This window comes from Agarivorans sp. QJM3NY_30 (assembly GCF_050870855.2).
In the GTDB taxonomy this organism is placed as follows: domain Bacteria; phylum Pseudomonadota; class Gammaproteobacteria; order Enterobacterales; family Celerinatantimonadaceae; genus Agarivorans.
Window position 1 is genome coordinate 4,142,893 of the sequence record NZ_CP194038.2, and the last position, 23,224, is coordinate 4,166,116.

General features: G+C 44.9%; 17 protein-coding genes. 1 reads left to right on the top strand and 16 read right to left on the bottom strand.

All coding sequences use genetic code 11. The features are described 5' to 3' along the window. Positions 1 to 13: 13 nt before the first annotated feature. The 3 genes from ACRRSX_RS18680 to ACRRSX_RS18690 form a co-directional block, all read right to left on the bottom strand. Positions 14 to 727, bottom strand: a complete 714-nt coding sequence (locus tag ACRRSX_RS18680; RefSeq protein WP_432456078.1) for a tetratricopeptide repeat protein — start codon at positions 725 to 727, stop codon at positions 14 to 16. 114 nt (positions 728 to 841) lie between these two features. Then, positions 842 to 1,774 (bottom strand): malate dehydrogenase, encoded by a 933-nt coding sequence (gene mdh, locus ACRRSX_RS18685; RefSeq protein WP_432456077.1) that lies wholly within the window; start codon positions 1,772 to 1,774, stop codon positions 842 to 844. A gap of 179 nt (positions 1,775 to 1,953) precedes the next feature. Then, positions 1,954 to 2,661: a transporter substrate-binding domain-containing protein gene (locus ACRRSX_RS18690; RefSeq protein ID WP_432456076.1), complete on the bottom strand. Its 708-nt coding sequence runs from the start codon at positions 2,659 to 2,661 to the stop codon at positions 1,954 to 1,956. Between the two features lie 188 nt (positions 2,662 to 2,849). Here ACRRSX_RS18690 and argR point away from each other — a divergent pair, with 188 nt between their 5' ends. After that, complete coding sequence (gene argR, locus ACRRSX_RS18695) at positions 2,850 to 3,317, top strand: transcriptional regulator ArgR (protein WP_432456075.1); 468 nt, start codon at positions 2,850 to 2,852, stop codon at positions 3,315 to 3,317. 23 nt (positions 3,318 to 3,340) lie between these two features. On the opposite strand, the gene ACRRSX_RS18700 is transcribed toward argR, so the two are convergent. From ACRRSX_RS18700 to pdhR, 13 genes are all read right to left on the bottom strand, one after another. Beyond that, positions 3,341 to 4,393: an ABC transporter ATP-binding protein gene (locus ACRRSX_RS18700; RefSeq protein ID WP_432456074.1), complete on the bottom strand. Its 1,053-nt coding sequence runs from the start codon at positions 4,391 to 4,393 to the stop codon at positions 3,341 to 3,343. A 15-nt stretch (positions 4,394 to 4,408) separates the two neighbouring features. Beyond that, on the bottom strand, positions 4,409 to 6,085 hold the full coding sequence (locus tag ACRRSX_RS18705) for an ABC transporter permease (protein ID WP_432456073.1): 1,677 nt from the start codon (positions 6,083 to 6,085) through the stop codon (positions 4,409 to 4,411). A 94-nt stretch (positions 6,086 to 6,179) separates the two neighbouring features. After that, positions 6,180 to 7,208, bottom strand: coding sequence for an extracellular solute-binding protein (locus ACRRSX_RS18710; protein WP_432456072.1), 1,029 nt, complete (start codon positions 7,206 to 7,208; stop codon positions 6,180 to 6,182). 138 nt (positions 7,209 to 7,346) lie between these two features. Further along, on the bottom strand, positions 7,347 to 8,618 hold the full coding sequence (locus ACRRSX_RS18715) for an ammonium transporter (RefSeq protein ID WP_432456071.1): 1,272 nt from the start codon (positions 8,616 to 8,618) through the stop codon (positions 7,347 to 7,349). Between the two features lie 48 nt (positions 8,619 to 8,666). Beyond that, complete coding sequence (locus ACRRSX_RS18720) at positions 8,667 to 9,005, bottom strand: P-II family nitrogen regulator (protein WP_016400812.1); 339 nt, start codon at positions 9,003 to 9,005, stop codon at positions 8,667 to 8,669. Between the two features lie 595 nt (positions 9,006 to 9,600). Beyond that, entirely contained in the window at positions 9,601 to 9,948 is a 348-nt protein-coding gene (locus tag ACRRSX_RS18725) for a YacL family protein (RefSeq protein WP_432456070.1), read from the bottom strand. 10 nt (positions 9,949 to 9,958) lie between these two features. Next, entirely contained in the window at positions 9,959 to 10,777 is an 819-nt protein-coding gene (locus tag ACRRSX_RS18730; protein WP_432456069.1) for a winged helix-turn-helix domain-containing protein, read from the bottom strand. 240 nt (positions 10,778 to 11,017) lie between these two features. Continuing rightward, positions 11,018 to 13,615 (bottom strand): bifunctional aconitate hydratase 2/2-methylisocitrate dehydratase, encoded by a 2,598-nt coding sequence (gene acnB / locus ACRRSX_RS18735; RefSeq protein WP_432456068.1) that lies wholly within the window; start codon positions 13,613 to 13,615, stop codon positions 11,018 to 11,020. Between the two features lie 232 nt (positions 13,616 to 13,847). Further along, positions 13,848 to 16,067: a patatin-like phospholipase family protein gene (locus tag ACRRSX_RS18740; protein ID WP_432456067.1), complete on the bottom strand. Its 2,220-nt coding sequence runs from the start codon at positions 16,065 to 16,067 to the stop codon at positions 13,848 to 13,850. 75 nt (positions 16,068 to 16,142) lie between these two features. Then, positions 16,143 to 17,573, bottom strand: a complete 1,431-nt coding sequence (gene lpdA, locus ACRRSX_RS18745) for a dihydrolipoyl dehydrogenase (protein ID WP_432456066.1) — start codon at positions 17,571 to 17,573, stop codon at positions 16,143 to 16,145. Between the two features lie 132 nt (positions 17,574 to 17,705). Then, positions 17,706 to 19,574: a pyruvate dehydrogenase complex dihydrolipoyllysine-residue acetyltransferase gene (gene aceF / locus ACRRSX_RS18750; protein WP_432456065.1), complete on the bottom strand. Its 1,869-nt coding sequence runs from the start codon at positions 19,572 to 19,574 to the stop codon at positions 17,706 to 17,708. A gap of 12 nt (positions 19,575 to 19,586) precedes the next feature. Beyond that, entirely contained in the window at positions 19,587 to 22,244 is a 2,658-nt protein-coding gene (aceE, locus tag ACRRSX_RS18755) for a pyruvate dehydrogenase (acetyl-transferring), homodimeric type (protein ID WP_432456064.1), read from the bottom strand. A 48-nt stretch (positions 22,245 to 22,292) separates the two neighbouring features. Beyond that, the gene (pdhR, locus tag ACRRSX_RS18760; protein WP_432456063.1) at positions 22,293 to 23,057 is read right to left on the bottom strand and encodes a pyruvate dehydrogenase complex transcriptional repressor PdhR; all 765 of its coding nucleotides are present in this window, start codon (positions 23,055 to 23,057) and stop codon (positions 22,293 to 22,295) included. Positions 23,058 to 23,224: the final 167 nt, after the last annotated feature.

Consider the following 23,224-nt stretch of genomic DNA (forward strand, 5'->3'; position numbering starts at 1 on the left):
TTTAAGTAAGGCTTTAGTAGGGTTGGTTGCTTGCTTTAGCTTTTTCGACCACATAATCAGGCATTTTTTGGGCCAAAGACGCCAATAATTGACTGGCCTGAAGGTGAGTCTTTTTGTCTGCAATAATCGAATGATGTAACCAACGATAGGCATCTTCGTAATCATAAGGACTGCCCTCGCCCTCAACGTACAAGGAAACCAAGCGCAACTGAGCAGGTAAAAAACCCTGACCAGCCGCTTCACGTAGCAAGGGAATAGCCTTGGTCACGTCTTGTTGCACCAACGTTCCTGTCGCATAATAACGACCCAGTTGTTCCATCGCTGCCGCTAAACCTTGATTGGCGGCTCGCCACATATACATGATACCTAGTTCAGGGTTTGCTTCCACGCAGACCCCCCAAGCCAGCATATCCCCCCATAAAAATTGATAGGCAGGAATTGCAACTTTTTCGGCGCGAGCCTCAATATCTTCGACCAACTGACAATCATCGGCTTTAACGCGAGCCAGATGCTGATTTTTATTAATCCAAGAAATCAGCTCCCCTTGTTTATAAAGCTGAACCGCGTCAATATCAGAAGGGCTAGTGTACTCTGTGGAATCAACTATTTGAGTTGGTGCAGCAGTTTGCTCGGATTCAGCATCCACCGACAAGGGCTCGATAGGTTCAGCCAAAACCGGAGTCGTTAAGCTCGCCAACAGTAACAATGGGGGAAGATACTTGTTCATTTGCCGTTCCTATACCGTTCACCTCTAGGCTATCGGCACTTTGAAACAAAACTAAAGCGACTTTTCAAATACAAAAAAGGAGTGCAAGCACTCCTTGACCTGAATTCGCTAAGATTAACTCACAAATTCAATTCCTTTATCGATATCACCATGTAAGGTATCTAACATGCCATCGATAGCTGATTTTTCAAAGCTGCTAATTTCACCATAAGGTAAAATTTCAACCACGCCTTGCGGACCTAAGCGAACTGGTTGAGCAAAGAACTGAGCGTGCTCACTGCCGCCATCAACATAGGCACATTCAATCACGTCTTCACCTTGCGCAGCTTTCACTAAAGAGAGACAAAAACGTGCTGCGGCCTGCCCCATCGAAAGCGTAGCACTGCCACCACCAGCTTTGGCTTCCACGACTTCGGTGCCCGCATTTTGAATTCGCGTGGTCATGGCAGCGATTTCATCATCGCTAAATTCAATACCGTCTAGTTGCGATAGCAAAGGTAAAATTGTCACCCCGCTGTGACCACCAATCACATTAAGTTTTATATCTGCAGGGTTGAGGCCTCTGGCTTCCGCAATAAAAGTTTCTGAGCGGATCACATCGAGGGTTGTCACCCCAAAAAGTTTACTCTTATTGTAAACACCCGCCTTTTTTAGTACTTCCGCGGCAATAGGCACAGTCGTATTGACAGGGTTGGTGATAATACCAATACACGCGCTTGGGCAAGTCGCGGCAACTTTTTCAATTAAATTTTTAACAATACCTGCATTAATGTTAAATAAATCAGAGCGATCCATTCCAGGTTTACGCGCCACACCCGCTGAAATTAATACAATGTCAGCACCTTCCAAGGCAGGTGTCGGGTCTTCTCCTGCAAATCCTTGTATTGCGACTTGAGTCGGGATATGGCTCAAATCAACCGCAACCCCAGGAGTAACAGGAGCGATATCATAAAGTGAAAGTTCAGAACCCGCAGGTAATTGAGTTTTTAATAGTAATGAAAGGGCTTGACCTATTCCGCCAGCGGCACCTAATACGGCTACTTTCATCCAACTTCTCCATGCTTTTTTATTGTGGTAGAGGGGTAATCTTTAAAGACACACACAAGATAGCGGAATCTATAAAGAAATACAATTTAGCAACATTTTTAAAGCAACTATAAAACACTAAAAGACCGACTCAATCACACTTTAACAACCCGTTTTAGACCTTGGTCTAACTGTATTTGCTACTTAAAATAAGCTTGGTAGATAGCCTGATACTCGCCATTACTTTTTAACACTTTCAATGCGTCGTTAATTTTCTGGAGTAAACGCTGATCTTGTTTCGACACAGCAATACCTAAACCACTTGCTGGATAAGTTCTATCAGTTTGGAGCACATATTGTGGGTGTTTTACTAACCAATAATGCGCCGCAGCAGAATCCAGCAGCACAGCATCAATACGATCTTGCAGCAAATCCTGCAAAGCCAATTGATAACTAGGGTAAGAAATAGAGAATATGGCTTTACGTTGGCGACGCAAGAAACGCTGGAAACTGGAACCATTCTGTACTGCAACCACCGACTGAGATGTGAGCTTATACTCAGCTTTGGTAATATAGACTGCGATATTGTCAAAATAAGCGTGGCTAAAATTCACTAAACGCTGGCGAGGCTCAGTAATATCCAAGGCTGAAATCGCAAAATCATAGTGCCCAACCGCCACACTGCCCAATAGACTATCGAAGGGTTGGTGATAAAACTGACACTCTCTTTTCATCTGCATACAGAGGGCCTTCGCGAGATCGATATCAAAACCCACCAGCTGCTTATTTTGGTCAAACGACTCAAAAGGCGGATATGAAGCTTCGGTGACAACCCGTAATGGTAGCTCCTCTGCCTGAGCAAAATGTATCAATATTAAGGATAGAAATAACAAAAATTTGCAGCGCATAAGTGATTACTCATCATGTCTTTATAACTATGATAATGCAGCTTTGCTCACTCGAACAACTCATAGCGAGAACTTCACTACCGAATAGTGTGCCAAACTATGCATTTATATGCACAAAAGGGGAATAAAGTTGATATAAGAGTTAAAGTTGGCGACAATAACTGCGGATTTATAAGCTCGGATCACCGATGAAATATAGCGATAAACAAGAACAGTTAATAAAAGCCTTTAAATCACTGTTAAAAGAAGAACGATTTGGTTCGCAAGCTGAAATCGTGACCGCCTTGCAGGAGCAAGGTTTTGAAAACATTAACCAATCTAAAGTCTCACGAATGTTGAGCAAATTTGGGGCGGTTCGCACCCGCAATGCCAAGATGGAAATGGTTTACTGTTTACCTGCCGAATTGGGGGTCCCGACCGTTTCTAGCCAACTTAAAATCTTGGTTTTAGAAATGGACTTCAACGATGCACTAATTGTCATTCATACCAGCCCAGGGGCTGCACAATTAATTGCTCGCCTATTGGATTCTTTAGGTAAGGCCGAAGGGATCCTTGGCACCATTGCCGGAGACGATACCATTTTTATCACCCCTACCCGTCAAATTGACATTGCTGACGTATTTCAATCAGTCAAAGAACTATTCGAAATCAGTTAGCACCTAATGGCCCCTTCCCCAAACTAAGCTTTGGGGAAGACAAAAGCCGCTAAATGTTCCACCGATAACCAAACTTTAACCCCAGGTTCAGCCTGCCAATGATCGCGCATGCGAGCATGTAAAACCTGCTCTGGTAGCGCGGCTAATCGTAGCCTAAAATGGGTTTCGTTACCCATGGGATGAACTGAAATGATAGTTGCTTCAATCATCTCACTATTTTCGAGTTGATGAACCATGACATCTTTGGCCCGCACGATCACTTCAACTGCTTGCTCGTCGGCAAATTGCTCTGCCGCAAATGAGCCCAGAGCCGTCACCACTTTTCCTTGCCGCACCTTGGAGGAAAATCGATTACTCGGGCCAAATAAAGCGGCAACAAAAGCATTCTTTGGCTGATTGTAGAGTTGTTGTGGCGTGTCATCTTGAATGATTTTACCCTGCTCCATCACGACAATTCGATCGGCAATAAACATTGCCTCGAAAGGATCATGGGTGACCATTAACGCCGGCGTATCACTCTTCTTTAAAATATCGAGGGTTTCTTCTCGCACCTGTTGACGTAAATGCTCATCTAAGGCCGAGAATGGTTCGTCAAGTAGCAGCGTACTTGGCTCAGGAGCAAGCGCCCGAAGTAAGGCGACACGTTGCTGCTGACCTCCGGATAAAGTGTGTGGGAAGCGCTCCAGCAAACCGTTCATGCCCATGTTTGCTAAGCTATCTTGAACCCATTGACGTCGTTGCGGTAGGTCTTGACGAGTAGCGAAACCATATTCAATATTAGCGCGAACAGTCATGTGCGGAAAGAGCGCGTAGTCTTGGAACATCATGCCTATCGCACGTTGCTCAGGAGGCAGATGAATCCCTTTAGCGGGCGCTGCCACTAATTTTTGTTGCAAATAAAGCTCACCGCTTTGCAAACGTTCTAAACCAGCAATCAATCTTAGTAAGGTGGTTTTTCCACAACCTGATGGCCCAAGTAAGGCAACAATTTGGTGGCTATCCACCGTTAAACTAACATCTTTTAGTGCTTGCTGCTTACCGTAGTAATGATTAACTTGGCGTAACTCTATACTCATGGAGGCTAAACTTCCTTATCGACGAGGCTCTGATAAACCAATATTGCGGCTCATGATGATCACCGGAATAATACCAGCCAGCAAAATGGTGAGTGCCGCCAAAGCACTCTGTTCTAACTGTTCTAATGAGGCTAAGTCCCACACTTGGGTGGACAAAGTATTAAAATTGAATGGTCTTAGAATAAGAGTGATGGGCAGTTCCTTCATGCTATCGACAAAAACCAACAACATCGCCGTCAGTAAGCTTGGTCTGAGCAAAGGGAAGTGAATACGCCATAAGGTTCTTCCCGAACGACTGCCTAATACCCGCGAAGCATCATCCATCTCAGGGGTGATTTTAGTCAAACTGGCATCTAGCGTTCGATAACTTAAGGCGATAAAACGCAAGGCGTAAGCCAATACCAATGCAGCACTGCTGCCAGTAAATATTAATCCAACCGGATGTTCCAGCCAGGCGATCATTAAACCATCGATGGCGTTGTCTAGTAAGCCCAAAGGATAGAGGATCCCCACCGCTAATACCGCCCCCGGAATGGCATAACCTAGAGTCGCTAGTTCAGCTAAACTGCGCATCTTATGGCTTTTCGATAGGCGAACACCGTAAGCCAGCAGCAAACCTAAAGCCGTTGTAAACAACGCTGCCATGGCTGCTAAAGAAAAGCTATTCCAAGCATTACTTAAATATTGTTCCAGGCCAGCGTCAAGATTACCCAAAGCATAATGAATCAGCACCGTTACTGGTAATATAAAACCGAGACCGATTGGCAATACACACAGAAAGGTGGCGAGATAGGCTTTACTGCCAGTTAGCGGCTCAGCAAACATGGCAGTGGATTGGCCAGTCAATTTATAAAACTTGCCCGCATGCCGGCTATAACGCTCTAAAGCAAGTAAAATAATCGAAAAACTAACTAACATTAAAGCCAGTTGCGCTGCAGCAGACAAACTACTCATGTTAAGCCAGACATCGAAAATCCCTGCGGTCAATGTTGGCACCGCAAAAAACTCCACCGTGCCAAATTCATTAATAGTTTCCATCAATGCTAAGGTAACCCCGACAATAATCGCGGGTCTGGCTAAGGGCAAAGCGACTCTAAAAAAACTTTGCGTCTGGCTTTTACCCAAACAACGACTCATCTCATACAACTGCGCTGCTTGCTCAACAAAAGCCGCCCGAGCCAATAAATAGACATAGGGATAAAGCACTAAACTTAGTACTGTAATTGCCCCTTCAATAGAGCGGATCTCAGGAAACCAATACTCGCGCGCCGTCTGCCAGCCAAACAGCAGTCTTAAGCTTTTTTGAACAAAGCCTGCGTACTCAAGCTGATCGGTAATCACAAAGGCTAAGATATAACTGGGCACAGCTAGCGGCAGTAATAAAGCCCACACCAGTAACGACTTTAAAGGGAAATCAAAGCGCGTGACTAACCATGCTGCACCAGTTCCAATGACACTAGTGAATAGTGCAACGCCCAGGCACAGTATTAAGGTGTTTTTTAAATAAACCCAAAATACCGTATCCAATAGATGCTGCCAGATCTGCTGATTGCTTGCCCAGGCTAAAGTGAACAAAGTAGCAATAGGCATCAGTGCCAACAATGCGATAACCAAACCACACCAAACCCAAGGATCGGTCAGCACCCATTTTGCCAAAAAACGCCTCTGCGTAAACTTGGTAACGATGTTCATAGTTTCCTAAATACGATGACGGCGGATTGAATCGCAAAAGCTGACCAAGGGCCAGCTTTGATTCACTAACAAGGAGCTAAGGCTTAAACATGCCTTACAGGTCGAAACCCACTCGATCCACGAGACGAGCAGCTGCAGCACGCTGCTCAGCCACGGCTTGTAAAGAAACTTGGTCAATTTTAAACTGACCAAAACTCTCAATATACTCGTCAGTTTGGATCCCTTGACGAACCGGCTCTTCAAAATTAGCAGTTGCGTATAAGGTTTGCGCTTGTTCGCCCACCAAAAATTCCAGCAACTTAATTGCATTTTGTTTGTGTTTAGCGGTTTTCAGTAAACCCGCCCCCGAAATATTGATGTGCTGACCGCGCCCACCCACTTGTTGATCCAGATACACAACTCGCACCTGTTCGGCCCATTCTTGCTGCTCAGGACTCTTAGTGTTGTAGTACATTTTTCCCATATAATAAAGGTTTGCAATAGCCAGATCACATTGACCTTCAAAAATCGCTTTGGCCTGAGCACGGTCATTCCCCTGAGGTTTACGCGCTAAATTGGCCTTTAAGCCACGTAACCAACTTTCCGCAACAGCCTCGCCATCTTCAGCAATCACTGAGGCGATCAGACCAATGTTATAAACATGTTTACCTGAGCGAGTACAGATCCGCCCCTTCCACTTCGGATCGGCTAAATCATTCAAGGACTGGAGTTCACCTGGAGCGACGCGATCTTTGTCGGCATAAACCACCCGAGCCCGGGTAGTAAGCGCAAACCAAAGATTGTCTGGCTGACGTAGATTGGCAGGAACAACCGAATTTAGGATGGGAGAGTCAACCGCGGCAAATAAACCCGCCGCGCGAATTTCTTCTAAACGACCGATATCGACAGTAAGAACCAAGTCAGCTGGATTGTTCGCCCCAGCGGCTTTAATTTTCTCGACTAAGCCTTTTTCAGCATGCACCACGTTCACTTTAATTCCCGTTTGCTGGGTAAAAGCGTCAGTTAAAGGTAGCAATAAACTAGGTTGACGGTAAGAGTAGAGATTGACTTCCTGCGCTGCAAATGAAGGCTGAGCCAGCAGACTAGTCAACATCGTTATAATTAAAAACACTGAATATTTCACAACACCATCCTTGTCATACAGATATCAAATAAAAACGATTTGCATTTAACTTAATGTTAACATGGGTTCGTTAAATCCACCATCCGCAAAAAACAAAAAAGGCTCGCAGATGCGAGCCTTAATGATAGCATTTAGAATTTAGCTAGAAGACTTAACCGTAACAAACTCAGGATAAGCATCGATACCACAGTCATGCATATCCATACCGCTCATCTCTTCTTCTTCAGAAACTCGGATCCCCATGACCGCTTTCAAGATACTCCATACGATGAAGCTCGCTGCGAATACCCAAACAAAGATGGTTAATGCACCCGCTATTTGACCCGTAAAGCTTGTACCATCATTAGTCAATGGAACAATCATCAAACCAAATAGACCAACCACACCATGAACCGAGATAGCTCCGACTGGATCATCAATCTTAACTTTATCAAAGAACACAATTGAAGCAACAACCAATACACCAGCAACCGCACCAAAAATACTTGCTTCAAGCGCTGTTGGCGTAGAAGGCTCAGCAGTAATCGCGACAAGACCGGCCAAGGCACCATTTAATAACATAGTTAGGTCAGCTTTGCCCCAAGTCAATTTGCAGACGATGAGCGCAGAGATAGCACCAGCGGCCGCAGCAGCATTGGTGTTCAAGAATACCATTGCAACTGAGTGAGCGTTGGCAGCATCGGCTAATTTCAACACCGAACCACCGTTGAAACCAAACCAACCCATCCATAAAATGAAGGTACCAACTGTCGCCAATGGCATGTTAGAACCAGGAATTGGGTTAACCGCACCGTTTTTGCTGTATTTCCCTTTACGAGCACCCAGTAATAAAACGCCAGAAAGTGCCGCAGCTGCGCCCGCTAGGTGAACAATACCAGAACCTGCGAAGTCAGAGAAACCAAGGTCGCCTAAGTTGTATAAACCAAATACATCAGCACCGCCCCAAGTCCAGCTACCTTCTAGCGGATAGATGAAACCAGTAAGAACAGCGGCAAATGCTAAGAATGCCCAAAGCTTCATACGCTCAGCTACAGCGCCCGATACGATTGACATTGCGGTTGCCACAAATACCACTTGGAAGAAGAAATCTGAAGCCGCTGAATAAACACTACCACCGTCAAAGCCTGCTTCTTGCTTAGCTGACAAAACACCCGCCAAATCGAAGGCTTCTATACCAGAGAGGAATATACCGCCGCCATACATGATTGAGTAACCACAAATCAAATACATGATACAAGCGATTGCGTAAAGCGCGATATTTTTGGTTAAAATTTCAGTGGTGTTTTTAGCTCGAACCAAGCCAGCTTCTAACATTGAGAAACCAGCAGCCATCCACATCACCAGCGCGCCACACACCAAAAAGTAAAAGGTGTCCATCGCATATTGCAGTTGATAAATTTCGTTTTCCATAATTATTACTTCCCCGTAATCCTTATTAAATAGCTAGTTAAGTTGTACTTAAATAGCCTCTGCATCCATTTCGCCAGTACGAATCCGTACCACATTGCTTAAGTCGTAAACAAAAATCTTACCGTCACCGATCTTGCCGGTGTAAGCCGCGCTAGAAATTGCCTCGATAATGCGATCGACATTTTCAGAGCTGGTTGCAATTTCCAGTTTAACTTTGGGTAGAAAATCTACTTGGTACTCTGCACCGCGGTATAATTCGGTATGACCTTTCTGACGACCAAAGCCTTTCACCTCTGATACAGTCAAACCATCAACACCTACTTCAGCAATGGCTTCTCGCACGTCATCCAATTTGAATGGCTTGATTATCGCGCTTATTAGTTTCATTTGAGCTCCTCCAAAGAGTCATCGATTAACGTTTCTCATATAAGTACTAACAAACGCCATGCCAATACGATTTTAAGCATTAAATTCAATAAGTTAACAATATATTGCATTCGGATGAAATAGTCGTTCGCACCAATTAGGTGCTATTATTTTTCTGCTTGACCCAAGTTGGGTCACACTTTCGCAGGTATCCATTGACAAGCACTAATTAAGTGCACTTGGCTGTCATTGATGGAAATATGAGCCAAATAACAAGCTCGAATGAAGTCGCTAAGTCAATCAATAGGAAAGGGTCCTAGATGAGGATCTATACAAAGATCTCAAATAGAAGAAAGGTGACAGCTTCTAGCATAAACCCAGGAGAAAACTGAACCGTCGCAGGAACAATTTAGCACGAGAAAGCAAACGGGGGGGTGGCTTGAACGACTCAAGCATCCAAGTTGAAAAACTATCACAATAAAAATTAGCTTTATTGATGTTAAATCGCAGATATAGTTAGTTGAGGGCTCTGAACCTTAAGACAAGCCCTCAAACACCTCATTAGGCAAACCATCTTCTGGATACCAGTCATAAGATAGTTGCCAGATAACGCCCTTTAATAGCGAATGATGGCCTGTAACAAGGCAATGAAATCTTCATATCCACAGGCACTCTGCGCGGTATCAAGGTTCAATTCATGCTCGAAAGCTTGCGATGACTCGCTGATGCCATCGGTCGATATCGAAATCACGACTTCATCAAGGTTTGCTACAAACCGAAACTCAGCACTATCGATACGCAGTTCATCTAAGGCCTTTAATGATTCAAGCTGTTCAAGCAAATGCTGAACAAAATGCTGATCATGATTAAGCTCACGCTCCAACCACATCGAAAAGCAGCGTTGTTCGTCTCCACAATCAATAAAAAAAACGCCGTCTAAAGAACGGCGTATTGTCAATTCCATAAGTTTTAATCTAATTACATATACAGGGTGTCTGTAAGCTTACCTCGACACGACTATGAAGCAAAGTAGGCACTAACTCATAAGCAGCATTTGGCTTCAGTTTAAAACGAGTCAACATAGCTGATTTAATCTGTTTTTCAAGTAACGCACCATTGAATGGCTTTAATACTAAGCCTTGTACGTCCATTAATACATTAAATCCAAGTAGTTGATTATTAGCTTCAGAGGATACAGCTAATATTGCAATATCAGAACTAAGTAAGCTTTGGCCAGTACGGGTAGTTTTAATCAACTGAGGCCCAGCACCTTGCGGTAGATCCATATCAACAATAATGACTTGGTATTCATTAACCATTAAATGTTCTGGTAAGCGAGCAATGTCGGAAAACGTATCGAGGCCTTTCAGCTCGCCTTCACTTTTCATCGTTCGAACCAATTGGCAAGTTTTCAGATCACTAAGCAATAAAGCCTTCGGCTGAGTCACCACCAACTCAGGTTTACTGCTGGCTTGTTTAGCAAGCGTTTCACAACGCGCAATGTAGCCCTTCTTTGGAATCGTTGCGATAGTTAAATCAGTATTATTTAAAGTGGTAATCACCTTACGTAACTGGGATATGTGCTGATTAATCGTATGGTCGGAAACGCTGCGCCCCCATACGGCGTCAGACAAGTCGTCTCTTCCAACAACTTGATTCACGTGTTTACACAAATATCCCAACAGGTGGGTTCTTAATGGTCCCAAGTAGGCACTTTTATCCTTAAACGCAATACTATTTTGACTCATATCTACGGTCAAAGGACCGACTATAACAACATCATTAAAGGACATATTGTTTCCCAAAAGCAAGCAAATGAGCTAGTCAAGTCTAGCCCACCCTTTATACCAGTAAATGCTAAAGTTATCCAACATCGGTAGTGTATAATATCGTTTATTATGAAAATTTTATGATTTATCATTAAATGTTTTACAAAAATATACTATTTCGACAGTAAATCTAATGATTTTTTTATAAATTAAGCAAAAAAAACGCAGCCTTAAGCTGCGTTTTAGTGAACAACGGCATTTAATTTACACTGCGGTTTGAATAATCACCTCATCCGCCACCTTGGTGTAGTCCCCTATTTGATCAAAGTTTAAATAACGATAAGTGTCAGCAGCCGTTGCATCGATCTGCTTCGCGTAAGTTAAATACTCTTCTGGTGTAGGCAACTTCCCTAAAATAGCTGCAACCGCAGCCAACTCGGCCGATGCCAAGTATACATTGGCCCCGGTGCCAAGACGATTTGGAAAGTTACGAGTAGAGGTTGAAACTACCGTAGAATTATCGGCAACACGAGCCTGATTCCCCATACACAAAGAACAACCCGGTATTTCGGTACGTGCGCCTACACGACCATAAATACCATAGTAACCTTCCTCAGTAAGCTGTTTTTGATCCATCCTTGTCGGTGGCGCAACCCACATCCGAGTTGGCAGCGCACCTTTATGCTTATCGAGCAACTTACCTGCGGCACGGAAATGACCAATATTAGTCATACACGAACCGAGGAAAACTTCATCGATTTTTTGCCCTGCAACGTCTGATAACAAACGCGCATCATCCGGATCATTAGGCGCACACAGTACTGGCTCAGAGATGTCGGCTAAATCGATTTCAATCACTTCAGCATATTCAGCGTCTTTATCTGCTTCCATCAACTCTGGATTAGCGATCCACTCTTGCATCGCAGTCACACGTCGCTCAATGGTCCGACGATCACCATAACCCTCGGATATCATCCATTTCAGCATCACAATGTTCGAGTTTAAGTACTCTATAATCGGCTCTTTCGCCAATTTAATGGTACAACCCGCAGCACTGCGCTCTGCTGAAGCGTCAGATAGCTCAAAGGCTTGTTCAACTTTTAAGTTCTCTAAACCTTCAATCTCTAAAATACGACCCGAGAAAGCATTTTTCTTACCTTGCTTCTCAACCGTTAACAAACCAGACTTAATTGCCGCATAAGGGATCGAGTGTACCAAGTCTCGTAAAGTGATCCCCGGTTTCATTTCTCCCTTAAAACGAACCAAAATAGATTCAGGCATATCTAAGGGCATCACGCCAGTCGCGGCCGCAAACGCAACTAAACCAGAACCCGCAGGGAATGAGATACCAATAGGAAAACGAGTATGCGAATCCCCACCAGTTCCCACGGTATCAGGCAACAGCATCCGATTTAGCCAAGAGTGGATCACCCCATCCCCTGGGCGTAACGACACGCCACCACGATTCATAATGAAATCGGGAAGAGTATGGTGAGTGGTCACATCAACTGGTTTTGGATAGGCAGCAGTATGACAAAAAGACTGCATAGTGAGGTCTGCAGAGAAGCCCAAACAAGCCAAATCTTTTAACTCATCGCGGGTCATTGGCCCAGTGGTATCCTGTGACCCAACAGTCGTCATTTTAGGTTCACAATATTGACCGGGACGAATACCGTCAACACCACAGGCTTTACCGACCATTTTCTGCGCTAAGGTGAAACCTTTGCTAGAAGCGACAACATCTTGCGGACGCTTAAATACCTCTGAAGGCGCCAAACCCATTGCTATACGCGCACGATCCGTTAGGCCACGACCAATAATCAGTGGGATCCGACCACCAGCGCGAACTTCATCGAGCAATATGTCGGTTTTCAGTTCAAAAGTCGTAATCAGCTGATCGGTTCCAGCTTTTTTTACTTCTCCAGTGAATGGGTAAATGTCGATCACATCCCCCATATTCAGCGCTTCAACATCAAGCTCAATGGGTAAGGCTCCAGCATCTTCCATGGTGTTAAAGAAGATTGGTGCAATTTTTCCACCTAAACAAAAACCACCAGCCCGTTTATTAGGAACATAAGGAATATCATCCCCCATTAACCACAATACTGAGTTAGTTGCCGATTTACGTGAAGATCCGGTTCCCACAACATCACCCACATAAACTAAAGGATGGCCCTTCTGTTTAAGTGCTTCAATTTGTTTCATCGGACCGATATTACCTGCATCATCGGGCTCAATACCATCACGAGCATTTTTCAGCATCGCCAGCGCATGTAGGGGAATATCAGGGCGCGACCACGCATCGGGGGCTGGAGATAAGTCATCGGTATTGGTTTCGCCAGTCACTTTAAATACCGTTAACGTAGACTTTTCGGCGACTTGAGGACGACTCAGGAACCAATCGGCATCGGCCCAACTTTGCATCACCTGCTGGGCAAAAGAATTCCCCGCTTTGGCTTTTTCTTCCACATCATGAAAGGCATCAAACATTAATAAGGTATGTGATAATGCTTTAGTCGCAATCGGAGCGAGTTGCTTGTTCTCGAGCAAACTAATTAAAGGTTGGATATTATAGCCACCTTGCATAGTGCCTAATAACTCGGTAGCGTAACTCGGAGACACAATAGGTGAGCTAACTTCCCCGGCTGCTACAGCAGCAAGAAAGCCTGCTTTAACGTAAGCGGCTTCATCAACACCTGGTGGAATTCTATTGGCTAATAAATCTAGTAAGAATGCTTCTTCGCCAGCAGGGGGAGCTTTTAATAACTCGACCAATCCGGCAGTTTGTTCAGCATTGAGGGGGTTAGGTACTATACCTTCAATAGCACGCTCTTCGACGTGTTTACGGTAGCTTTTTAGCACGACTCACTCCTTATTGTAATAATGCCCCTAAGGGATATCCGTATTCATATGCCATAGATATGGCTGGCGAACAGGCTGACATTATAGCCTTTTTAACCATAAATTAAAATATAACGCTCATAGCTAAAACGCCAGTAAAATCATTTAACTCTTATATAACAATAGATTAAGATTAATATTATACTTTAGCCACAGAGCTAAAAGTTACAATTTGTTCACATTTAGTGGATTTTTAGAAGTCATTGCCAATAAATATATATAAGGATTGCTGTTGCCGATTATGCCCATAGGACAAGACCACAGGGCCCAATAAGCTGGTATCTAAGGCGACAAAAACACTACCGGCCCAAATTGAACTCCCCAGAGAGATATCTGCGGACTCGTTCCAAACACCACCATTTTCCAAAGAACCACCAACAAACATCGGTGCCTGCAATATCGGGGATTGATAATCGTGCAACTGATAAAAGTACATCAAACCACTCAAAGCCTTATAACGACCAGATAAGCGTTCATATTGAAAACCCGATAAACGTAAGAAGCCGCCTAAATCTTGGGCGTCAGTTGGAATAATAAAGTCACTACCGGTACTACCGTATTCACCAAACCAATTAAAATGATGTTGATCTTGACCAAAGGGCAATTTCCAGCGCGCCTCAAAGCTAGGCGCAAAAGCACTGGAGTAGTCATCAATATTTTCGTGATCAATATACAAGCTGGCCTCAAATAATTTACCGTCCGTAGGAAAGGCCCAACTATTTAAGGTATCGAAACTAAAGCTGAAGTAAGGCCCGTACAACCAATAATTAGCCGCTGCATTCACACTTGCAGCTTTAACCTCCCCTCGTGTAACCGCGACCCCCATCACCCATTCCTGCCAAGGTCTTCGATTCCACGCCAGCTCGCTAGCTAAATTGGTGTCGCTAAAGTCGGCATCAAGATACTCACTACCTTCTATCTCGTCATATAGTCGGCGACTGCGTTTTTCATATTCAGCTGAAAGAGCCCAGGAATAACGCAAATTATCACTCATTGGCGTGTAAAACTCAGTAAAGACTCGTTTTATCTCGCCCATCTCGATTTCGCTTCGCCATTCGGCCCCTAAATCATTTAAGTTGCTTAAGCTAAACCCCAAGCCCAAATTAACCTCGGTTCGATCGACAAAGTTCTCTTGTAACGCAAACTTCATATCGAAATAGCCAGGTCCCCAACTTTTTTCTTGGGTGTCGAGGTAGATGACATTATCGCCATGGTCGCTACTGATCCGGTAATCAACCCGTTCAAAGGTACCCAAAGCATATAGTTGCCGGATCCGCTGTTCCAATTCGGCCTTCGATAACAACTCCCCGGTTTGCAGCTGCAAACGGGTTAATATCACTTGGTCACTTAAAGCTGAATGATTATTTAACTCAACCCGACTGACGAGGAAGCGCTCATGCAGCTTCAATTGTGCCCGTCGCTGAGCCACCTGTTGTTGATACTTAGCATAGTCTTCAGCTGGTGCAGATAAGTTTAAACGTTTAGCTAATTGTTCGATGTGATCACGCGCGGTCTGCTTACCGCGTTCGACCGCTAGCGGCATCAAGCCAAAGTCAGCGGTATCGATGCCACTCATGTCTGGACTGATTAACAGATCATCAGGACCAAGCAATGCTATTTGCCGCTCGGTGCCGGAACGAGTCAAGAAGGTCGATAGCTGGTCGACCATCGCCATCGCGGTAGACAATTCACTTTGTGGTTTAAGGTGGTCACCAATGTCTACCGCGATAATAATATCTGCGCCCATCTGCTGCAGCACATCGACTGGCAGGTTATTTACAACCCCACCATCAGCTAATAACTTACCATCCAGCTCTACAGGACGAAGCGCCCCTGGTACCGACATACTAGCCTGCATTGCCACCGCCAAATCGCCGCGACCTAAGATATAAGGCTGCATCGTCGCCATATCGGTAGCAACCGCGCGATAGGGAATCGCTAATTGATCGAAACTGCTCAGCGCCTCCAAATTACCACTTGCATCTCTTAATAATTCAGCCATGGTTTGCCCCTGCACTGCCCCCTTAGGCATCTGCAAACCTTGCTTATTCAATCCTATCGGAAGTGGGATCTGATAATTATCTTGCTGTTTCTTGCTGCGTAACGACAGTTCACTGCGCGTCACATCATCCACAAAACCACGTGCCCAATTCAGCGCAAAAGTGCGCAGCTCAATTTCTTGAGCGCTGTAGCCCATTGCTAGCATCGCTCCAAAATACGCCCCCATACTGGTGCCTGCGACATAGTCGATGGGCACATGATATTCTTCAAGTAACTGAATCACACCAAGATGAGCGGCACCTTTTGCACCTCCTCCACTTAAGGCTAAACCGATTTTGGGTCGAGCCATAAGGCTGGACGAGACACTCACCAAAACCAGAAAAACCAAGCTATTGCATAGCGTCCGCATCATTCATTCCTTGAAAATAAAAACAATAAAGGCAGCCGAGGCTGCCTTTATTAAACTATATATTTAGAGGTTTTCGGTCTATTTTTTCTTTTTCTTGGCTTTAGCATTTGGTAAGTCGGTAATACTTCCCTCAAATACTTCAGCAGCCAAGCCAACCGACTCATGTAAAGTTGGGTGAGCATGAATGGTCAAGGCAATATCTTCGGCATCACAACCCATTTCGATTGCTAAACCAATTTCACCGAGTAATTCACCACCGTTAGTCCCCACAACGGCACCACCAATCACTCGACCTGATTCTTTATCAAAAATCATTTTGGTCATCCCATCGGGACAATCAGAAGCAATCGCACGACCAGAAGCGGCCCATGGGAACACCGAGGCTTCGTAGTTAATACCTTGCGCCTTGGCTTCTTTCTCGGTTAAACCAACCCATGCCATCTCTGGCTCGGTGTAAGCAATCGAAGGAATAACTTTAGGATCGAAGAAATGTTTCTTACCAGAAATCACTTCCGCAGCCACGTGGCCTTCGTGCACCCCTTTATGCGCCAACATCGGTTGACCCACAATGTCACCAATCGCATGAATATGTGGTACGTTAGTACGCAGCTGTTTATCCACTTCGATAAAGCCCCGCTCCGTCACTTCGATACCGGCTTTTTCCGCATCTAAGCCAAGACCATTTGGAACCCGACCTACTGCAACTAATACAGCGTCGTAACGCACCGGCTCATGTGGCGCTTGCTTACCTTCGTAAGTCACATATAGACCATCGGTCTTCGATTCGACGGCTATCACTTTCGTTTCTAGCATAATGTTGAACTTGCTTTTCACCTTCTTGGTGTATGCCCGCACTACATCTTTATCGGCAGCTGGAACTAGTTGGTCAGCAAATTCTACAACATCAATTGCACTGCCTAAGGCTCCATATACTGTGCCCATTTCTAGACCAATAATACCACCACCTAGCACTAGCAACTTACCCGGAACTTCTTTCAGCTCTAAAGCATCAGTTGAGTCCCATACGCGCGGATCGTTATGCGGGATAAATGGCAACTTCACAGGACGCGAGCCTGCGGCAATAATCGCATTGTCAAAGTTAATGGTAGTGACACCCTCTTCACCTTCAACTTCTAAAGAGTTTGCGCCAGTAAATTTACCCAATCCTTGTACAACTTGAACCTTACGCATTTTAGCCATACCAGAAAGGCCAGTCGTCAACTGGCTAATCACTTTCTCTTTCCAGGTACGGATTTTATTAATGTCAGTCTGAGGCTCACCAAAAACGATGCCATGTTCGGCCAGCGATTTTGCTTCTTCAATCACTTTAGCAACATGCAATAATGCTTTTGATGGAATACAGCCTACGTTTAAACAGACTCCGCCAAGGGTTGCGTAACGTTCTACAATTACAGTTTCCAAACCTAAATCAGCAGCACGGAAGGCGGCAGAGTAACCTGCAGGGCCTGCTCCTAGTACTACCACCTGGGTCTTAATTTCCTTACTCATCGATGACCTCTTGGTATTGTTATGTTGTTAAGCCGCTGTAGGGTATTTGTATTCGTACATACAGCTCAACTGAGTTTACGGTTAATCACGATAAAAAAGAAGAGCTGGATGCAAAACACCCAGCCCAACTGACTAAAGTACTAATCGGCGAATATCGCCCAATAAACCACTCAGCGTAGAGATGAAACGAGCACCATCAGCGCCATCAATCACTCGGTGGTCGTAAGATAATGCCAATGGCAACATCAACTTAGGCACAAAGTCTTTGCCATTCCACTTTGGCTTCATCTCGCTACGCGATACCCCTAATATTGCCACTTCTGGCGCATTCACAATAGGTGTAAATTGCGTTCCGCCAATTCCGCCTAGGCTAGAAATAGTAAAACAGCCGCCTTGCATATCTGAAGCCGTCAACTTACCCGCTCGTGCCTTCTTAGAAATCTCAACCAGCTCTTCAGAGAGTTGATAAATACCTTTCTTATTGACATCACGGACCACCGGTACGACTAAACCGTTTGGCGTATCTACCGCAATACCAATATGAATGTACTTCTTCATAATTAGGCTATTGCCATCATCCGATAAAGCCGAATTAAACTTGGGTAAGCTTTCCAAAGTTTTCGCAGCAGCTTTTAACATGAACACCAACGGGGTAATTTTGAACCCCATTTGTTGCTTCTCAGCAATCACATTTTGCTCTTTACGGAAAGCTTCCATTTCGCTGATATCAGCTTCATCAAACTGAGTAACGTGTGGAATTTTAACCCAGTTACGGTGCAGTGCAGGGCCCGATATTTTCTGAATTCGGGAAAGTGGCACTTCTTCCACTTCACCAAACTTCGAATAATCTACACTTGGCCACGCCATAACGTCCATACCAGAACCGCCGCCAGCCTTGGCGCCCGACTCTAATAGTTTAACGGCTTGCTTGACATAAGCTTGTACGTCTTCTTTAACGATGCGGCCTTTACGGCCCGAGCCTTTAATCTTAGCGAGATCAACGCCAAACTCACGGGCTAAACGGCGGATCACCGGAGAGGCATGGAAGTAAGCGTTATTTTCGACAAATTCGCTGGCCTGCGCCGATGCTGAAGCCGCCACTGGTGCTGGGCTTGGTTTCGCCGCTGCAGGCGCTGCTGCTGGGGCGACTGTTGGAGCTGGAGCCTCAGGAGCGGCCGCTTCTACTTCAAACAGCATGATCAACGAACCCGTTTTCACTTTATCGCCAACAGCAACCTTAAGTGCAGTCACAACGCCAGCAAACGGTGCCGGAACCTCCATCGCCGCTTTGTCGCCTTCAACCGAAATTAAAGTTTGCTCCAGTTCAATGCTGTCACCGACCGCGACCGCAACTTCAGTCACTTCAACTTCATCATCACCAATATCTGGAATAACGACTTGTTGTTCTTGTTTCGCGGCAGGGGCTGCTGGCGCAGAAGCTGCAACAGGAGCGCTAGCAGCAGGTGCACTACCCGCCACTTCAAATTCCATAATCAACGAACCGGTGGTCACCTTATCGCCAACTGCAACACTAATCGACTTCACGGTTCCGGCGATAGGCGCAGGAACTTCCATCGCCGCTTTATCACCTTCAACAGAAATCAGGGTCTGTTCCGCTTCAACCACATCACCCACTTTCACTGCGATTTCAGTAATTTCTACTTCATCATCGCCGATATCGGGAACATGAACAGGCTCGACCGCACTGGCTGCAGGCTCGGCTGCAACTGGAGCAGCCGCCTCAGTTGAGGCCTCCGCAGCGGTACTACCTGCTGCTTCAAAAATCATAATCAAGCTGTTGGTGGCAACACTGTCACCCACCGCAACTTTAATTTCTTTCACCACACCAGCCTGCGATGCCGGAACTTCCATCGCAGCTTTGTCGCCTTCAACCGAAATAAGCGATTGCTCTAACTCTACACTGTCGCCTACTTGGACAAGAACTTCGGTCACTTCGACTTCATCGGCACCAATATCAGGTACAAAAATTTCAATACTCATATCACTTCGCCCTTACGCGTAGAGAGGGTTAACTTTGTCAGCATCGATGCCATATTTTTCAATTGCTTCAACAACTAACTTCTTATCAACAGTACCTGCTTTGGCTAGTTCAGCTAGCGAGGCAACCACAATATAATCGGCATTCACTTCAAAGTGACGACGCAAGTTTTCACGGCTATCACTGCGGCCAAAACCGTCAGTTCCCAAAACTTTATAGCTACCCGGCACATAGGCTCGAACTTGCTCAGCGTATTGCTTCATGTAATCGGTAGCCGCTATTGTTGGCAAATCACTTAAAGTTTCGGTGATAAATGGAACTTGCTCAGCAGCTTCAGGGTGCAGCATATTGGAACGCTCAATCGCTTGCCCTTCACGAGTTAACTCGTTGAACGAAGTCACACTAAATACATCAGACGCAATATCGTATTCTTCGCTTAATACCTTAGCCGCTTTTAATACTTGCTGCATGATGGTACCTGAACCCAGTAATTGAACACTGGCTTTACTACCCTGATTACTTTCAAACTTGTAGATACCTTTACGAATACCTTCTTCTGCACCTTCTGGCATCGCAGGTTGATGGTAATTCTCATTCATTAAGGTCAAGTAGTAATAAACATTCTCTTGCTCACCGTACATCCGACGTAAACCGTCTTGTAATACAACCGCCACTTCAAAAGCAAAACTTGGGTCGTAAGAAAGACAGTTTGGAATGGTATTCGCTAAAATTAAGCTGTGACCATCTTCATGTTGCAAGCCCTCACCGTTCAAGGTGGTTCGACCTGCCGTAGCACCCAATAAGAAACCACGTGCTTGTTGGTCACCGGCCATCCAACACATATCACCGACACGTTGGAAACCAAACATAGAGTAGTAAATGTAGAACGGGATCATGGGTACATCGTTAGTGCTGTATGACGTTGCAGCTGCAACCCAAGAACTCATCGCCCCCAGTTCGTTAATCCCTTCTTGCAAGACCTGACCGCTGGTATCTTCTTTATAGTAAGACACCTGCTCTCTATCTTGCGGAGTATAAACCTGACCACCTGGATTATAGATACCCACTTGGCGGAACAAACCTTCCATCCCAAAAGTACGCGCTTCATCGGCAATAATTGGTACGATATTTTTGCCAATACCTTTGTTCTTCAACATCACATTCAAGGCTCGAACGTAAGCCATCGTAGTTGAGATTTCGCGTTTTTGTTCACCTAATAAGGCATCAAACTCACTCAACTCGGGAATATCTAAAGCTTGGCTAAACTTAGTTAAACGAGTTGGCGTGTAACCTTTCAATTCGCTACGGCGAGCATGCAAATAATCGTGCTCTGGAGTGCCGGGCTTTAACTCAATGTAAGGCAAACTAGGTAAATCATCATTGCTCACATCAACACCGAGACGATCGCGGAACTGCTGAACATAGTTCATATCCATTTTCTTCACGCCGTGCGCAATATTCTTACCTTGTGCGGCTTCGCCCATGCCATAACCTTTCACGGTTTTAGCTAGAATAACCGTTGGAACACCTGAAGTATTACGTGCTTTATCAAAGGCGGCGTAAAGCTTAACTGGATCATGTCCGCCACGACGCAGGGCAAAAATCTCATCGTCAGACATGTCTTTAACTAGCTCAGCGGTTTCGCTGTACTTGCCAAAGAAGTGCTCACGCACATAGGCACCATATTTAGCCTTAAAGGTTTGGTAATCACCATCAATGGTTTCGTTCATTAATTGCAATAATTTACCGGAACTATCTTTAGCCAGTAGGCTATCCCATTCGCTCCCCCAAACAACCTTAATCACATTCCAGCCAGCGCCTCTGAATAGGCCTTCAAGCTCTTGAATGATTTTACCGTTCCCCATAACCGGACCATCAAGGCGCTGCAAGTTACAGTTAATCAAGAAACATAAGTTGTCTAACTTCTCGCGTGCAGCAAAAGAAATAGCGCCGCGTGATTCTGGCTCATCCATCTCGCCATCACCCAAGAAGGCGTATACCCGTTGTTGGGTACAATCTTTAAGACCACGTCCTGTCAGATATTTTAAGAAACGAGCTTGATAAATCGCAGAAATAGGACCCAGACCCATCGATACTGTTGGGAACTGCCAAAACTCTGGCATTAACTTGGGATGCGGATAAGAGCTCAGGCCATTACCACCCACTTCCTGGCGGAAGTTATCAAGCTGTTCGGCAGTTAAACGCCCCTCAACAAAAGCTCGAGCGTAAATCCCTGGAGAAATATGCCCTTGATAATAAACTAAATCACCACCGTCTTGCTCATTACGCGCACGGAAGAAGTGGTTAAAACAAACTTCATAAAAGGCCGCTGAAGACTGATAAGAAGCCATATGGCCACCAAGGTCTAAGTCTTTTTTAGAAGCACGCAATACAATCATAATCGCATTCCAACGAATGATAGAACGAATCCGACGTTCAATCACGCTGTCACCAGGGTATTCAGGCTGTTCACCAACCGCAATAGTGTTGATGTAATCCGTGGTAATGGCCCCGCCAGCGGCAGATAAACCATCAATCTTAGCGTTAGCGATAACCTGCTCTAACAAAAACTGGGCACGCTCTACGCCTTCTTCTTTGATCACAGATTCTATGGCATCTATCCACTCAGCAGTTTCGACTGAGTCGATATCATGCTTCAGTACCTCTGACATGGCTGTTTCCTTATCAGTAATTTATGATTATCCAAACCGAAGCTTGGGCTAAACTTTCAATTGTTTTAAACGACGATTAGAGCGCTCAACTCGGCTCTCTTCTCGCTCGATTTCCAATAGCGTTTCTTCAATAAACGCCAAATGTTTATGTGAGGCTTCACGGGCATCATCAGGTTTGCTATCGAGTATAGCTTGTAGCATCAAGCCGCGGTGGTAACGGATTTTCTCCGCAACATTTGGACGCCGATACAAAACCTGAAAATTGTCCATGATGTTTTTTTCCAACAGTGGGCTTAAACCTCGAATTAAATGAAACAACACTAAGTTATGTGAAGCTTCGGTAATCGCTTCATAAAAACTTAAGACTGCTTTTGCTTCATTGGCCGTATTTCCATCTTGTTGGGCAAGTTCAATTTTCTCATGACAAACTTGGATTTTTTCCAAATCGGCTTCAGTGCCGCGTAACGCAGCGTAGTAAGCTGAAATGCCTTCAACGGCGTGACGAAACTCTAGTAAATCAAGTTGGCTTTCATCATGACTCGCCAACAACTCAAACAAAGGGTCGGTTAAGGCTTCGCGCAACTTTTGTTGTACATAGGTCCCGCCCCCTTGTTTACGAACCACTAAACCTTTTGCTTCTAACTGCTGAATCGCCTCACGCAGAGATGGCCGAGACACGTCAAACTGTTTCGCCAGCTCTCGCTCCGCAGGTAAGCGTTCTCCTGGTGGTAAACTACCTTCTAAGATCATTCGCTCCAGTTGCTTTGCAATCACTTCAGCAAGTTTTAGCGGCTTAATTCGTTGGTAGCTCATCTATTTCCATCTAGTTAATGATTGGTATTACCAATTTACCCGAAGCAAATTAACAAATAGGAAACACCTTGTCTAGAAAAATTGATCTACATCAAATAGCCCCACAACAAAGCCAATTCATTGTAAATACATTTGTCGTACAAATATACTTGGTCAGACCTTTTTTT